Raw genomic sequence first — 15,295 nt, forward strand, 5'->3', positions numbered from 1 at the left:
AGCCGAGCACGGGACGCTACCGAGCCGGGGTGAACGTGAGCCGCCCTCAGGGTTACCGCGCGATGGCATACCGGCCGTGCGGGGGACGGGTCACCGTCAGTAGCCCGGTAACCTTTGCAGAGTGTCCACGACTCCCGCTCCGCGCCGAGTAGCGCTTCTGACCCTCGGATGTGCCCGTAACGAGGTCGACTCCGAGGAGCTGGCCGCCCGCCTCGACGCCGGGGGCTGGCAGGTCAGCACCGACGCCGACGGCGCAGATGTGGTTCTTGTCAACACCTGTGGCTTCGTCGAGAAGGCCAAGCAGGACTCGATCGAGACGCTGCTGGCCGCCGCCGACACCGGTGCGAAGGTCGTCGCCGCCGGCTGCATGGCCGAGCGCTACGGCAAGGAGCTCGCCGAGAGCCTGCCGGAGGCGCAGGCCGTGCTCGGGTTCGACGACTACACCGACATCGCCGCCCGGCTCGACGGCGTGCTGGCGGGGGAGCGGTTCGACGCGCACACCCCGCGGGACCGGCGCGAGCTGCTGCCGCTGACCCCGGTCGCGCGGCAGGCCGCCAAGGTCGTCGTGCCCGGACACGCCACCGTCGACGAGCACACGCCCGCACACCTGCGGCAGGTGCTGCGCCGCCGGCTCGACAACGGGCCCGTCGCCAGCCTCAAGCTCGCCAGCGGCTGCGACCGGCGGTGCTCGTTCTGCGCCATCCCCGCCTTCCGGGGCGCGTTCGTCTCGCGGGACCCGCAGGAGCTGCTGGCCGAGGCCGAGTGGCTGGCCCGCTCCGGCGTCCGCGAGCTCGTCCTGGTCAGCGAGAACAGCACCTCCTACGGCAAGGACCTGGGGGACCCCCGCGCACTGGAGAAGCTGCTGCCGCAGCTCGCCGCCGTCGACGGCATCGTGCGGGTGCGGGCCAGCTACCTCCAGCCGGCCGAGACGCGGCCCGGCCTGGTCGAGGTCATCGCCACCACGCCCGGCGTCGCCGCGTACTACGACCTCTCCTTCCAGCACTCCAGCGAGCCGGTGCTGCGCCGGATGCGGCGTTTCGGCTCCACCGACCGTTTCCTGGAGCTGCTCGCCACCGCCCGCGCGCTCGCGCCCGAGGCCGGCGCCCGGAGCAACTTCATCGTCGGCTTCCCCGGCGAGACCCGCCAGGACGTCGACGAGCTGGTCCGGTTCCTGACCGAGGCCCGGCTCGACGCCATCGGTGTCTTCGACTACAGCGACGAGGACGGCACCGAGGCCGCCGGCCTGCCCGGCAAGGTCAGCGAGGACACGATCAAGCGGCGCTTCGGTCGGATCAGCGACCTCGCCGACGAGCTGTGCGCCCAGCGCGCGGAGGACCGGCTCGGCTCGATCGTCGAGGTGCTCGTCGACACCGTCGCCGGCGGTGAGATCGAGGGCCGGGCCGCGCACCAGGCCCCCGAGGTCGACGGCTCCACCACGCTCGTCGCCGGCGACGAGGGCGCCGACCTCGCCGCGCTGCGTCCCGGCGACTTCGTCCGGGCCCGGGTCACCGCCACCGAGGGCGTCGACCTGGTCGCCGTGCCGGTCGAGATGATCTCCGCAGCCCCTTCGGCAGTGGCAGCGACGGCCGCGTCGTGACCGACGAGCCGGTCCCGGTGGCCGGGCCCCGGCCGGTATCGCTGTACAACCCGGCCAACCTGCTGACGGCCGTCCGCATCGTGCTCGTCCCGGTCTTCGTGGTCATCGTGATCATGTCCGGGATGACCGAGCCGGGCTGGCGGATGGCGGCCTGCCTGACCTTCTGCGTGGCCTCGGCCACCGACTTCGCCGACGGCTGGATCGCCCGGCGCTACGAGCTGGTGACCTCGTTCGGCAAGGTCGCCGACCCGATCGCGGACAAGACGCTCACCGGGAGCGCGCTGATCCTGCTGTCGGCGTACGACATGCTTCCCTGGTGGGTGACCATCGTGATCCTGGTCCGCGAGTGGGGCGTCACCGCGCTGCGGTTCTGGGTCATCCGGTACGGGATCATCCCGGCCAGCCGGGGTGGCAAGCTGAAGACGGCGTTGCAGACCGCGGCGATCGCCTGGCTGCTGTGGCCGGTACCCGAGCCGTTCGACGTCATCGGCACCGGCCTCATGGTCGCCGCCCTCATCGTGACGGTGGTGACCGGCGTCGACTACGTGCTCCAGGCCCTGCGGATGCGCGGCAGACCCTAGGGGTGAGGAAGTGGAGACAGCTGTGGCCGCCGCGGCGGTCGTGCACGCGCTCGTCGACCGGGGGGAGACCCTGGCCGTCGCCGAGTCGCTCACCGGCGGCCTGCTCGCGGCCACGCTCGTCGACATCGCCGGGGTGAGCCGGGTTTTCCGGGGCGGATTTGTGGTGTACGCCACCGACCTCAAACACTCGCTCGCCGGGGTGCCGGAGGCGCTGCTCGCCGACCGCGGACCCGTCGACCCGGACGTCGCCCTGGCGCTCGCCGAGGGCGCCCGGGCGCGCTGCGGCGCCGACTGGGGGCTGGCCACGACCGGCGTCGCCGGGCCGGAACCGCAGGACGGCAGGCCGGTCGGCCTGGTCTATGTCGCCGTCGCGGGGCCGGGCCGGGCCACCGTGCGGGAACTGCGGCTGAGCGGCTCACGCGACGACGTCCGCACCCAGACGGTGGCCTCGGTTCTCGGCCTGCTCGCCGACGAGGTGCGCGGATCGACTGCGGCGGTGGCGGGCTGACACCCACGCATCAGTAGCCCCGGGGACGGACCCTGTTCCCGGGTGGGCCCGGAATTCGGCGGGGCGGGATGTCGGTGTCGCCCGCAACGGGTACGGTTGCGGGAAGCCTCCGGCGGATGCCGGCGGCCCCGCCGCAGGAGGAGGTGCCATGGTCCTGCTACGCCGGGTTATCGGTGACGCACTTCGGGCGCGCCGGCAGGGTCAGCATCGCACGCTGCGTGAGGTGTCGACCGCCGCCAACGTCAGCCTCGGGTATCTCTCCGAAATCGAACGTGGCCAGAAGGAAGCGTCCAGCGAACTGCTCGCGGCGATCTGTGAGGCCCTGGGTGCCCGCCTCTCCGAGGTGCTGGGCGAGGTGAGCGGCACGCTCGCGCTCGCCGAGGGCATGGACGGCGTGCTCGTCCCGCTCGAACCGACCCCGCTGGATTCCAGCGGTGCGGGTGCGGTCAAGCCCGCCCCGGCCAAGGGCACCGACGCCCCGGCCGTGCGCCAGCTCACCTCCGACGGATCCGTCTCCGTCTCGGTGCGCCAGGACTCCCCGCTCAGGGCGACCCTGCGCACCACTCGCAAGCGCGACCGCGACATCGTCTACGCAGCCTGACCTCAGACCGATCGCAGGCGTTCCGGCCGTCGCCGGAACGCCTGTCGGCGCGTAGCCTCGACCTCGGGGGAACCCTCGCAAGACCCTGAGATCCCCCCGAGGTCACGTGACGCCGGTGGCATGGAGCTGACACGATGGACTCCGCGCCATCGTGAAGACCCCTCGGTCCCGCGTCGGTGGCGCGTCCGACTGAGCGACATTGAGGGGATACCGCGGATATGGCGAACCCGTTCGTCAAGGGCTGGCGTTACATGATGGCGCTCTTCGGCGCGAAGATCGACGAGTACGCCGACCCCAAGGTGCAGATCCAGCAGGCCATCGAGGACGCGCAGCGGCAGCACCAGGCCCTCGTGCAGCAGGCCGCGGCCGTGATCGGCAACCAGCGGCAGCTCGAGATGAAGCTGTCCCGGCAGATGTCCGAGGTCGAGAAGCTTCAGGGCATGGCGCGCCAGGCCCTCGTGCTGGCCGACCGGGCCCGGGCGGGCGGTGACGAGTCCGAGGCGCAGAAGTACGAGTCGACCGCGCAGACGCTCGCCACCCAGCTGGTCTCCGGCGAGCAGTCGATGGAAGACCTGAAGACGCTGCACGACCAGGCGCTCTCGGCGGCCGGCCAGGCCCGCAAGGCGGTGGAGAACAACGCGATGGTGCTCCAGCAGCGCATCGCCGAGCGTTCCCGCCTGCTGAGCCAGCTCGAGCAGGCCAAGATGCAGGAGACCGTCGCCAAGTCGCTCGAGTCGATGTCGTCGCTCTCGGCGCCCGGCAACACCCCGTCGCTGGACGAGGTGCGCGACAAGATCGAGCAGCGCTACGCGAACGCGATGGGCCGCGCCGAGCTGGCGTCGAACTCCGTCGAGGGACGCATGCTCGAGGTGCAGAAGTCGAGCCTCGACATGGCGGGTTCGTCCCGTCTTGAGCAGATCCGGGCCAGCATGGCCGGCGAGAAGCTCGGTGGCACCCCGGCGCAGCCGGCCGTGGAGCAGGGCAAGCCGGCGACCCCGGCCGCCGACCCGGCCAGCGTCGCCCGGCTCGACGAGATCCGGGCCAGCATGAATGCCAAGCGGGGAGACACGTCGGCCGCCGGCTGACACCGCGTACGCGGGGAGAGGACCAGACGGTGGACGAGCGGACCCGGTACTTCCGGCGGCTCAGGCGGCTGCGCGGCTCGGCACGGCGGTGGAGCGTCGTCGGGGGCGGGCTGGTCGCCGCCACCGCTGTCCTCACCCCGTACGCGGGGATAGGCGTGGCCGACGCGGTCTGGGCGGCGTCCGCGGGGGCTTCCGCGGCGCTGGCCTGGTGGCGCTGGGGCGACTACCGGGCGCTGGCCGCGCTGCCCGCGCCGCCCCCTCCCCAGCCGGGCATCCCCGGCCAGCGGCTGATGGCCGCCGTCGAGCGGTTCCCGGCCGGGCGTCAGGTCCTCCAGGAGATGCGCCGGCACAAGGACCGCTACGCCGTGCGGGGCTCCGCCGTCGTCCAGGCCTGGGACCGGCTCGACCGCGCGTCCGCGACGCTCGTCGGCCTGGCCGGCCGGCTGACCGGCCCCGGCGAGTCCGCGATGCTCGAGGCGGCGGTCGCCGAGCAGTGGCTGCGCGACCTCGGCCAGCGGGTGGCGAGCGTGGAGCGGGCCATCCCGCTCAGCCCGCCCGACCAGCGACCGGGGATCGCGCACGCGCACGAGAGCCTCGCGAAGCAGTTCACCGAGGGCGTCGGCGCCTACGAACGACTGGTCGCGGCCGCGGCCAGCTACGTCGCCGAGGACGGCCACCCGGTGGCGGACCAGCACCCGGCGCTGACCGGCCTGGTCGAGGCGGCCGACCGCCTCCGTGGCGTGGCCGAGGGCCTCTCGGAGCTGCGCCGCCCCAGCACCCCGGCCGCCTAGGGCTTCGGCTGACACCGCGGGCACCAGTAGGTGACCCGCTCCTCCTGATCCTCCTTCTGGATGGCCGAGCCGCAGCGCCGGCACGGCTGCGCCCGCCGGCCGTAGACGTAGTTGGTCTCGCCGCGGCGCAGGGAACCCGTGGTCGTCTGCGTCCAGCGACCGCGGTTCGACGCGACAAGCTTCTGCGCCAGCCGCACCGTGCCCTCGATGTCCGGCACCGCCGAGACCGGCGTCCACGGCCACAGCCCCCGCAGGAACAGGATCTCGGCCTTGTAGAGGTTGCCGATCCCGGCCAGGTTGCGCTGATCCAGCAGCGCCTCGCCGATCGGGGCGTCCGGGCTCGCGGCGATCCGCCGGGCGGCCTCGGCCTCGTCCCAGTCCGCGCCCAGCAGATCCGGCCCGAGGTGTCCGAGCAGGGCGCCCTCGTGCGCTGTCGGCAGCAGCGCCACCTCGTGCAGGTGATAGCCGACCGCCGCCGCGCGGTCGGTCCGCAGCACCACCCGGATCAGGTGTGCGGGCCGCCCGCTCCACCGCTCGCCGGTCGGGTAGGTCCGCCAGGCACCGTCCATCCGCAGGTGCGAATGCAGCGTCATGGCCCGGTCGCCGTTGGTCAGGCGCAGCAGCAGATGCTTGCCCCGGCTCCCGGACTCGGCGACCGTCCACCCGGTCAGGTCGGTCGTCGCGAGCTGCGGCACGCGCAGGTCGCAGCCGGTGAGCACGTCGCCGAGCAGCGCGCGCTCCAGCACACGCGCCGTGTTCCACACGGTGTCACCCTCGGGCATGCAACCCATCCTGCCCGCCCACGCCCCCGTCTCGCCCATCGTCCGGCTATGGATCTTGGCGCCGTGCTTCGTCCCGCTCCGGTCCGAGCTCGACGGACTGTGACCGGCGGCGCGCTCTTCTACGGCCGGCTGCTGGCCGTCGACCCAGACACCGGCTCGGATCGCGGTCGGCACCCCGCGCGGCGTGCTGACCGGGCCCGACAACGGGGTTGCTGTTCTGGGCCGTGGCGAAGGTGCACCCGGTCCCGGTCAGCTTCGACGACAGGATCGAGGACGGGCTGCCCGAGGACGGCTGGGGCTGGGCCATCCGGCGGGCCGCACACGGCCGGCTCCGCGGCGTTGATGGTCTCCGCCCTGGAGATCGCCATCCGGCCGGACCTGCGGGCAGCGGGTTGTGTGGCCGGATGCCGGCGGCCGTGCGCGCCAACGTCGCCGCCCGCGGCTTCACGGACCTAGTCGCGCCGGTCCGGCCGACCGGCGCCCGAGGCAAACCCATCGACGCGGGACACACGCGCCACCTCGGGGTCCGCCCGGTCCCGGTGATCGGCTCCAGTTCGACCGTGCCGCCGGCGATGCCGTTGTGGCTGGGCGCGGCCGGGTGATGCCGTTGGCGCTGGGCGCTGGGCGCTGGGCGCGCCGTGTGGCGCTGTGTGGTCAGCGTTCGGCGACGCGGACGATGTCGCCGGGGCGGACCGAGAGGACGACGACCGCGCGGCCGCCGTTGACGGCGATCGCTACCCGCTGGGCCGAGTCCTCGTAGACGATCAGCTCGCCGGGCTGTGCGTCCGCGAACGTCTGCGCCCGGCGGGCCTTCACCCCGCCGACCACCAGCTCGGGACTGAGCCCGGAGAGCATCGCGCCGCCCGCGGCGAGCTGCACGTTGCCGAACCGGTCGACGGTGACGACCTCGGCCTCGAGCCAGCCGTCACCGACCGCCACCATCGGGTCGGGCAGCCGGACGATCGTGCCGGCGTCGACCGCCGGCCCGGCGTCGTTCAGCGGCGCCCCGAGCGCGAGGCGTGCGGCGGCCGGCGAGAACACGTCCCGGCCGTGGAACGTCCGCGAGACGTCGCCGAGCAGCCAGTCCTTATTGGTCAGCTCGACCACGGAGTCGATGCCGCCGAGCGCCTCCGCGGCCCAGACCAGCAACCCGTTGTCGGGCCCGACCAGGACGCCGCCCGGCGTGCCGATCGCGATGCCCCGGCGATCCGAGCCGACGCCCGGATCGACGACCCCGACGTGCACGGACGCCGGCAGGTGCGGCGCGGTCTGCGCGAGCACCGCCGCGCCCCGCGCCACGTCGGCGGGCGGCACATGGTGTGTGATGTCGATGACCCGCACCTCAGGAGCGATACGCGCGATCGCACCGTGACACGCTGCGGCAAATCCGTCGAATGTGCCGTAGTCGGTGGTGAGGCTGATCCATTTATAGCCGCCCATGGTGGTCAACGTTACTGCCCTGGCACGCTCCGCGCGCGCCATGCGACCGGGCGCGTCGCGGCCCGTCTGGCAGGCTGGGACCCATGCGTCTTGTGATCTTCACCGAACCCCAGCAGGGTGCCGGCTACGACGACCTGCGGCGGGTGGCCCAGCTCGCCGAGGAGACGGGCTTCGACGGCTTCTTCCGCTCCGACCACTACGTGGCGATGGGCGGCGACGGCCTGCCCGGTCCCACGGACGCCTGGCTGACCCTCGCGGCGCTGGCCGTGCAGACGTCGACCATCCGGCTGGGCACCCTGGTGACCTCGGCGACGTTCCGCCTGCCGGGCCCGCTGGCGATCGGCGTGGCCCAGGTCGACGCGATGAGCGGCGGCCGGGTGGAGCTGGGCCTGGGCGCCGGCTGGTTCGAACGCGAACACGAGGCCTACGCGATCCCGTTCCCGCCGCTGGGCGAGCGCTTCGATCGCCTGGAGGAGCAGCTGGAGATCATCGAAGGCCTGTGGACGACCCCGGTCGGAGCGACGTACTCCTTCACCGGCAAGCACTACCAGGTGGTCGACTCCCCGGCCCTGCCGAAGCCGGCCCAGTCGCCCCGCCCGCCGATCATCCTGGGCGGTTCCGGCAAGAAGCGCACCCCGGCCCTGGCGGCCAGATTCGCGGACGAGTTCAACGCCCCGTTCACCAAGATCGAAGACCTGCCGGCCCGCTACGACCGGGTCCGCGCGGCGAGCTCGGAGATCGGCCGCCCCCGACCCCCGGCATTCTCGGCCGCAGCCGTCCTCTGCGTCGGCCGCGACGACGCCGAGGTACGCCGCCGCGCCACCGCGATCGGCCGCGACGTGGACGAGATGCGCGGCAACGGCGGCGTGGTAGGCACCCCCGACCAGGCAGTCGAGATCCTCGGCCGCTACGCCGAAGCCGGCGCCTCCCGGATGTACCTGCAACTACTGGACCTGAACGACCTACACCACGTCGAGCTGGTAGCGACCGAGGTCGCACCCCAACTGACCTGAACCCTCCCGGCGCCAGCTGCCGGGCCGTGCCGGTCCCGTCAACTGGCGGCGACCGCGGCGGCGCTGCGATCGGTCCCGAATACCCACGGCGCGAGTCGCCGAGGCAGTGCTCCCCGGCCGCGATGGGCGCTGCGTCGGGGCTGATGGCGCAGCGCGGGAGTTGCCGTGGCAGTGGTCTCGGGGCGTGATGGTCTCGCGTCCGGGGTCTGACCTGGCGTCGGGCCGGCGGGTGCGCGGAAGGGTGACGGCGCGGCTGGACTGACCCGGGTCCTCTCGTAAAGTCTGATGCGTGGAGATTGTCACCGCGCGGCTCACTTTGCGTCGGCCCGTTCCCGCCGACCTCGAAACGATCTTCGCGATACACCATGATCCGAAAGCCTGCCTGCACAACCCTTCGGACCTGCTCGCCACTCGCGACGACGCCGAGCACCTGTACGGCCGCTGGGACGAGCACTGGCGCCGGCACGGGTTCGGCTACTGGGTCATCCGGGACCGTGAACCGGAGAAGATCCTTGGCTTCGCGGGGGTGAAGGTGGTCCGCTTCCGCGAGATCGAGGTGCTGAACCTGTTCTACCGCCTGGACACCCGGGCGTGGGGTGCCGGCGTGGCCAGCGAGGCGGCCCAGGCCGTGGTGGCGTGGGCGAGCGAGCACCTGCCGGAGTGGACGGTCGTGGCCCGCGTCCGCCCGGACAATGTGGCCTCCCAGCGCGTGGCGTTCCGGGCTGGCCTGGCCCGCGCCGAACACCTCGACGACCAGGGCGAGGACGGCCTCGACTGGATCTTCGTCCTCCGCTGGCCTTACGACCCGGTCGAGCCCGCGACGACGGCCTGACGCATCGCCCGCGGCCGAGTCCGGCTTCCCCGATCAGCACAACATGCCGTCCCCCGCCACTTCTGCGAGAGCTGCGCGGTAATGCCGAGCGGCTTTGGGGCGGGTTGGGCAGTTCTGGCAGGCCAGGCGAGTTGGGCAGGTCTGGCAGGTCAGGTGGGTTGGGCGGGTCCAGCAGGCCCGGCGGGTCGGGCGGGTCGGGCGGGTTGGGCGGGTTGGGCGGGTCTGGCAGGCCAGGCGGGTTGGGCGGGTCTGGCAGGCCAGGCGGGTTGGGCGGGTCCGGCGGGTCGGGCCGTTCTGGCAGGCCAGGCGGGTTGGGCGGGTCCGGCAGGTCTGGCAGGTCTGGCAGGCCAGCGGGTGGGGCGGGTCCGGCAGGTCTGGCCCGCCAGGCGGGTCCGGCGGGTCGAGCGGGTCCGGCTACCGGCGCGACCGCGCTGTACTTCGTTTACTGGGGACGGTCGGTTATCGATCCAGCTTGGCCAGAATCTTGTCCAGGGGCAGGTCGGCGGCGCTCGATAGGAGCAGGTCCGCCGCCCCGAAGCGGGCGGGGTCGGCGTGCGGGTTCGGTACCGCCACGCAGCGCAGCCCGGCCGCCTGCGCCGCCGCCACGCCGTGCGCGGTGTCCTCGAACGCGATCGCCTCTTCCGCAGGCAGCCCAAGCCGATCCAGCGCCAGCAGGTAGACGGCCGGATCCGGCTTGTGCGCCGCCACCTGCTCGCCGGTCGCCAGCACCTCGAACCGCGCTCGCAGCCCCGCCTGATCCAACATCGCACCCACGTGGGTGATCGGAGAACTGCTCGCCACCGCCAGCCGCAGCCCCAGCTCCGCGGCCCGGTCCAACCACCCGACGACGCCAGGCTCCGGCCGGAGCGCCGCATTCAGATCTGCCCGGTACGCCATCCGCAGCGCGTGGCTGGACCCCCGGTCGTAGGCAGCCCCGACCGCCCCGGCGAGCGCCGCGTAACGCGGCTCGTTTGCGTCGCCACCGTGGTCGGCGAAAAAACCGGCCGGGTCGAGTTCGAGCCCATGCCGCCGCCACTCCCAACGCCAGCTCTCCAGCAGCGTGCTCTCCGTGTCCATCAGCAGACCGTCGAAGTCAAAGATCAATGCCTTGATCGCCACGCGGGCAGTATCCCGTGCACCCCGTGCCGACAGCCGACCCACCCACCGCCGCCCAACGGCCCAGGCAGACCCGCCCCCACCACCCCGCGCCTGCGGCGAACAGCCAGCCCAGCCCCCGACGAGCTGATCGACGTTGTCGGCGGACGGCACCGCTGTCCGGCACCGGAGGCCCGGAGGCGGTGGTCGGCTGGGTGGTGGCTGACGGCGGTGGTCGGCGTGGCGATGGCTGATGGCGGTGGGTGGCATGGCGATGTTGGGCGGTGGTGGGTGGCACGGCGATGGCTGACGGGTGGTGGGTGGCACGGCGGTGGTGGGCGGCGGTGGGTGACATGGCGGTGGTGGGCGGCAGCGGTCGGCACGGTGGTGGGTGACAGGGTGGCGTGGTTGGCAGGTCAGCCGCGTAGTCGCAGCCCCCGTGGTGTGGTGCGGAATCCGGCCGTGGTGAGTGCGTCTCGCAGGGGCGAGGAGTGCACGGACTCGCCGTCGGCCCGTTCCACCGACATGGCGCCCAGTGCGCCCGAGCGCACCGCCCCCGCCAGTGCCTGCCCCGCCGCCGCCAGGGCGTCAGAGTCGTCCATGAAGGACAGCAGCGTCTTGCCGCCCCGTTCGACATACAGGATCAGGTCGCCGCCGACCAGGACTACCAGGGCGCCCGCCTTGCGGCCCGCGCGGTGGCCGGCGGCGGGGATCGTTTCGCCGTTGCCGCTGTCGACGACTCGGTCCGGCCAGGGTAGGGCGGCGCCGTAGGGGTTCGCCGGGTCGGTTGCGGCCAGTACCACTGCCGTGGTGCCCGCGCGTTTTGCCAGTTCCGCGGGCTCGGCCAGGGCGCGTAGCCGGTCGACCGCGCCCGGCACCGCGAACTGGGCCGCGCCCAGGCCCTCCACGAAGTAGCCGCGGCGGGCCGCGCCGCGTTCCTCCAGGGCTCCGAGCACCGGGTATACGGCCGCGAAGCCGCCCGTGACGCCCTCGGCCATCACCGCGCCGCGGGTGACCACGCCGTGTCGTTCGAGCAGGAGGTCAGCGAGGGCCGCCGCGCGGCGGGTCGGGTCCAGATCCCGGTCCGGCAGGCGGGACCAGCGGCCGGCCATCGCTGGTGGGCCCGATCGGCTCGGCATGGCGGGGCGTCCGGGGCGGCGGTAGCGGGTCCGGGCCGGTGCCGCCTTCGCCCGGTGCGCGCCGCTGCCGCCCAGCAGGCCCCGCAGCGGGGCGAACGTGTCGTTGGTGAGGTGTCCCGCCCAGACCAGGTCCCAGATCGCCGAGATCAACTCCGGGTCGTCCGTTGACCCGGCGCGGTCGGAGAGGTCCCGGAAGAACAGCGCCTGTGCGTCACCGAGCGCCGCCAGCACCGCGTGGTGCAGCGGCGACAGCGGCAGGTCGTCGTCGGGGGGCGGGAGCAGCAGCGGGGCGCTGTCCGAATACGCCAGGGTTACCCAGCCGTCGCCGCCGGGGATGGAGCCCGAGCCGGCCCACAGCACCTCGCCGCTCGCGCAGAGCTCGTCGAGCTGCGGCGGGGCGTAGTCGGCGACCCGCGCGGGGAGCAGCAGCCGCTCCCAGGCCGATGCGGGTGCCGCCACGCCCTGGAGCTGCTCGATCGACGCGGCCAGGGCGTCGACGCCCCGGGCGTTGCCGCCGATCTGGTGCCAGCGCGGCAGGAACGCCGCCAGCACGCGCGGCGGAACCGGCTCGATCTCGCGGCGCAGCGCGGCCAGCGAACGACGGCGCAGCATGCGCAGCACCTCGGCGTCGCACCACTCCGCGCCCGCGCCGCCCGGCGAGAACTCGCCCGACACCACGCGTCCGGTCGCGCTGAGTCGCTTGAGGGCCTGCTCGACCACGAACACCCCGAGGCCGAAGCGGGCCGCGCAGGTCGCCGCGGCGAACGGGGCGTGCGTGCGGGCGTAGCGGGCGACGAGGTCGCCGAGCGGGTCGGTGACCGGCTCCAGGTAGGCCTCCGCCACGCCGACCGGCAGGGCCGCGCCGAGCGCGTCGCGGTAGCGGCCCGCGTCCTCGACGCCGATCCAGCGCTCCTCGCCCGCGATCCGGACCCGGATGGCGCGCCGGGCCAGGGTGTCCATCCAGTCGAGGTCGACGCCGCGGGCGGTCAGCTCGGCGGGGGACAGGTCGCCGAGCAGCCGCAGCAGCTCGGCCGCGTCCTCGGCGTCGCGGGGGCTGCGCGTGCTGGTCAGCCACTGCAGCTGGCTCTCGGTCTCGGCCACCACCGTCGGGTCGAGCAGCTCGCGCAGGTCGACGCGGCCGAGCAGCTCGCCGAGCAGGGTCGAGTCCAGCGCCAGCGCGGCGGCCCGGCGCTCGGCCAGCGGCGCGTCGCCCTCGTAGAGGAACGCGCCGACGTAGCCGAAGAGCAGGGAACGGGCGAACGGCGACGGCCGCGCCGTGTCGGCCTCGACCAGGCGCACCTTGCGGCCGGCGATCTCGCGCATCAGCCCGACCAGGCCGGGCAGGTCGAAGACGTCCTGTAGGCACTCGCGCGCGGCCTCGAGCGTCACCGGGAAGTCGGCGAACTCGCGGGCCACGTCGAGCAGCTGCGCCGACCGCTGGCGCTGCTGCCAGAGTGGCTGGCGGCGGCGCGGGTCGCGGCGCGGCAGCAGCAGGGACCGGGCCGCGCACTCGCGGAACCGGGAGGCGAACAGCGCCGACGTGCCGACCGACTCCTCGATCAGCTGGGCGATCTCCTCGGGGTCGAACGCGACCAGCTCGGCGCCGGGCGGCTCCTCGGCGGTATCCGGCAGGCGCACCACGATGCCGTCGTCGGAGGGCATCACCTGGCCGTCCACGCCGTAGCGCTCGGAGAGCCGGCGGGCGATCGCGAGCGACCAGGGCGCGTTGACCCGGGCACCGAGCACGCAGTGCACGGTCATCCGCCAGTCGCCCAGCTCGTCGCGGAAGCGTTCCACCACGATCGTGCGGTCGTCGGGCAGGTTGCGGGTCGACTCGCGCTGCTCGCGCAGGTAGGCCATCAGGTTGCCGGCCGCCCACTCGTCCAGCCCCGACGCGCGCAGCGACTCGATCGCGGCCGGGTCCCCGGCGCGGGTCAGCGCGCGCAGCCGGGCGCCGATCGCCCGGCCCAGCTCGACCGGGCGGCCCAGGGCGTCGCCCTTCCAGAACGGCATCCGGGCCGGTGCGCCCGGCGCGGGCGAGACCAGCACCCGGTCGGGGGTGATGTCCTCGATCCGCCAGGACGTGGAGCCGAGCAGGAAGACGTCGCCGACGCGGGACTCGTAGACCATCTCCTCGTCGAGCTCGCCGACCCGGGACGCGCGCTCGGAGCCGGCCAGGAAGACGCCGAACATGCCGCGGTCGGGGATCGTGCCGCCGCTGGTCACGGCGAGCCGCTGGGCGCCGGGGCGGCCGGTCAGCTCGTCGGTCGTGCGGTCCCAGACCAGGCGGGGCCGCAGCTCGGCGAAGGCCGTCGACGGGTAACGCCCCGACAGCATGTCGAGGACGGCGTGCAGGGCGGAGTCCGGCAGCTCCGCGTAGGGCGCCGCGCGGCGGACCAGCGCGGCCAGCTCGTCGACCTGCCAGGCGTCCAGCGCGGTCATGGCCACGATCTGCTGTGCCAGCACGTCGAGCGGGTTGCGCGGGTAGCGCAGCTCCTCGATCGCGCCCTCGCTCATCCGCTCGGCGACGACAGCGCAGGAGACGAGGTCGCCGCGGTGCTTCGGGAAGACGACACCGCGGGACACGGCGCCGACCTGGTGCCCGGCGCGGCCGATGCGTTGCAGCCCGGCGGAGACCGAGGGCGGTGCCTCGATCTGGACGACCAGGTCGACGGCGCCCATGTCGATGCCCAGCTCCAGGCTGGAGGTGGCGACAACGGCCGGCAGCCGCCCGGACTTGAGCGCCTCCTCGATCTGCTTGCGCTCCTCGCGCGAGACGCTCCCGTGGTGTGCCCGGGCCACGACCGGCGGCGCGCCGCCGGCCTCGCCCGACTGCGCCATCACCTGTGCCGGCGGGCGCGTCGCCGGCGGGCGGGGCGGGGGAGCGGCGCCCGGCTCGGCCCGCTCGAGGGCGAGCTCGTTGATGCGGGCGCACAGTCTTTCGGCGCCGCGGCGTGAGTTGGTGAAGACGATCGTCGAGCGGTGCGCGGAGATCAGGTCGAGCACCCGCTCCTCGACCGCGGGCCAGATCGACGGCGAGTGCCGCCCGGCACCGGGGTCGTCGGCGTCGTCGGGCAACTCGTCCAGCCGGGTCATGTCCTCGACCGGCACCTGGACCGAGACCTCGATGGTCTTGGCGCTGCGCGGCTGGACGATCTCGACGTCGGCGGCCCCGCCGAGGAAGCGGGCCGTCTCGTCGATCGGCCGCACGGTCGCGGACAGCCCGACCCGCTGGGCCGGCCGGCCCAGCAGCGCGTCGAGCCGTTCGAGGGAGAGCGCCAGGTGCGCGCCGCGCTTGGTCGCCGCGACGGCGTGCACCTCGTCGATGATCACCGTCTCGACGCCGCGCAGCGAATCCCGGGCGGCGGAGGTGAGCAGCAGGAACAGCGACTCAGGCGTGGTGATGAGGATGTCGGGCGGGGTGCGGGAGAACAGCCGCCGCTCGTCGGCGGGTGTGTCGCCGGTCCGCATGCCGACGGTGATGTCCGGCGGGGGCAGGCCGAGCCGGCCGGACGCCTGCCGGATGCCGGTCAGCGGCCCGCGCAGGTTGCGCTCGACGTCGACGGCCAGGGCCTTCAGCGGGCTGACGTAGAGCACCCGGCAGCGGCGCCGGGGCTCGGCGGGCGTGGGCTCGTGTGCCAGCCGGTCGATCGACCAGAGGAACGCGGCAAGCGTCTTGCCGGAGCCGGTCGGCGCCACGACCAGCGCGTTTCTCCCCGCCCCGATGGAGCGCCACGCGCCGGTCTGCGCGGCCGTCGGCGCGGCGAAGGCGGCCCGGAACCACTCCCGGGTCGCGAGGCCGAACTGCTCCAGCACGTCTGGCACGGATCC

Annotated in this window: 13 protein-coding genes; 9 read left to right on the forward strand and 4 right to left on the reverse strand. The window is 73.8% G+C overall.

Annotation, left to right across the window (positions count from 1 at the left end):
* Positions 1–121 precede the first annotated feature (121 nt).
* The 6 genes from rimO to pspM all read left to right on the forward strand — a co-directional run bounded on the left by rimO (position 122) and on the right by pspM (position 5,163).
* Positions 122–1,597: a 30S ribosomal protein S12 methylthiotransferase RimO gene (rimO, locus tag BJ971_RS05035; RefSeq protein WP_184990260.1), complete on the forward strand. Its 1,476-nt coding sequence runs from the start codon at positions 122–124 to the stop codon at positions 1,595–1,597.
* Entirely contained in the window at positions 1,594–2,178 is a 585-nt protein-coding gene (pgsA, locus tag BJ971_RS05040) for a CDP-diacylglycerol--glycerol-3-phosphate 3-phosphatidyltransferase (RefSeq protein ID WP_184990261.1), read from the forward strand. Before rimO ends, pgsA begins: the two co-directional genes overlap by 4 nt.
* 10 nt (positions 2,179–2,188) lie before the next feature.
* Positions 2,189–2,686: a CinA family protein gene (locus BJ971_RS05045; protein ID WP_184990262.1), complete on the forward strand. Its 498-nt coding sequence runs from the start codon at positions 2,189–2,191 to the stop codon at positions 2,684–2,686.
* A gap of 148 nt (positions 2,687–2,834) precedes the next feature.
* The gene (locus BJ971_RS05050; protein ID WP_184990263.1) at positions 2,835–3,287 is read left to right on the forward strand and encodes a helix-turn-helix domain-containing protein; all 453 of its coding nucleotides are present in this window, start codon (positions 2,835–2,837) and stop codon (positions 3,285–3,287) included.
* A 218-nt stretch (positions 3,288–3,505) separates the two neighbouring features.
* Positions 3,506–4,372: a PspA/IM30 family protein gene (locus BJ971_RS05055; protein WP_184990264.1), complete on the forward strand. Its 867-nt coding sequence runs from the start codon at positions 3,506–3,508 to the stop codon at positions 4,370–4,372.
* 29 nt (positions 4,373–4,401) lie between these two features.
* The gene (pspM, locus tag BJ971_RS05060; protein ID WP_184990265.1) at positions 4,402–5,163 is read left to right on the forward strand and encodes a phage shock envelope stress response protein PspM; all 762 of its coding nucleotides are present in this window, start codon (positions 4,402–4,404) and stop codon (positions 5,161–5,163) included.
* On the opposite strand, the gene BJ971_RS05065 is transcribed toward pspM, so the two are convergent.
* Positions 5,160–5,945, reverse strand: a complete 786-nt coding sequence (locus tag BJ971_RS05065; protein ID WP_184990267.1) for a DNA-formamidopyrimidine glycosylase family protein — start codon at positions 5,943–5,945, stop codon at positions 5,160–5,162. The two genes, pspM and BJ971_RS05065, sit on opposite strands and share 4 nt — an antisense overlap.
* Before the next feature lie 224 nt (positions 5,946–6,169).
* On the opposite strand from BJ971_RS05065, the gene BJ971_RS05070 reads away from it, so the two are divergent.
* Positions 6,170–6,547: a hypothetical protein gene (locus BJ971_RS05070; RefSeq protein ID WP_184990269.1), complete on the forward strand. Its 378-nt coding sequence runs from the start codon at positions 6,170–6,172 to the stop codon at positions 6,545–6,547.
* Between the two features lie 52 nt (positions 6,548–6,599).
* On the opposite strand, the gene BJ971_RS05075 is transcribed toward BJ971_RS05070, so the two are convergent.
* The gene (locus BJ971_RS05075) at positions 6,600–7,385 is read right to left on the reverse strand and encodes an SAM hydrolase/SAM-dependent halogenase family protein (RefSeq protein WP_184990271.1); all 786 of its coding nucleotides are present in this window, start codon (positions 7,383–7,385) and stop codon (positions 6,600–6,602) included.
* An 83-nt stretch (positions 7,386–7,468) separates the two neighbouring features.
* On the opposite strand from BJ971_RS05075, the gene BJ971_RS05080 reads away from it, so the two are divergent.
* Both BJ971_RS05080 and BJ971_RS05085 read left to right on the forward strand, forming a co-directional pair.
* Complete coding sequence (locus BJ971_RS05080) at positions 7,469–8,398, forward strand: LLM class F420-dependent oxidoreductase (protein ID WP_184990272.1); 930 nt, start codon at positions 7,469–7,471, stop codon at positions 8,396–8,398.
* Between the two features lie 289 nt (positions 8,399–8,687).
* Positions 8,688–9,230, forward strand: a complete 543-nt coding sequence (locus BJ971_RS05085; protein ID WP_184990273.1) for a GNAT family N-acetyltransferase — start codon at positions 8,688–8,690, stop codon at positions 9,228–9,230.
* A 459-nt stretch (positions 9,231–9,689) separates the two neighbouring features.
* On the opposite strand, the gene BJ971_RS05095 is transcribed toward BJ971_RS05085, so the two are convergent.
* Both BJ971_RS05095 and BJ971_RS05100 read right to left on the reverse strand, forming a co-directional pair.
* Positions 9,690–10,349, reverse strand: coding sequence for an HAD family hydrolase (locus BJ971_RS05095; protein WP_184990274.1), 660 nt, complete (start codon positions 10,347–10,349; stop codon positions 9,690–9,692).
* Between the two features lie 392 nt (positions 10,350–10,741).
* Positions 10,742–15,280, reverse strand: coding sequence for an ATP-dependent helicase (locus BJ971_RS05100; protein WP_377885295.1), 4,539 nt, complete (start codon positions 15,278–15,280; stop codon positions 10,742–10,744).
* Positions 15,281–15,295 lie beyond the last annotated feature (15 nt).

Origin of the sequence: Amorphoplanes digitatis (assembly GCF_014205335.1) — a bacterium.
Taxonomy (GTDB): domain Bacteria; phylum Actinomycetota; class Actinomycetes; order Mycobacteriales; family Micromonosporaceae; genus Actinoplanes; species Actinoplanes digitatus.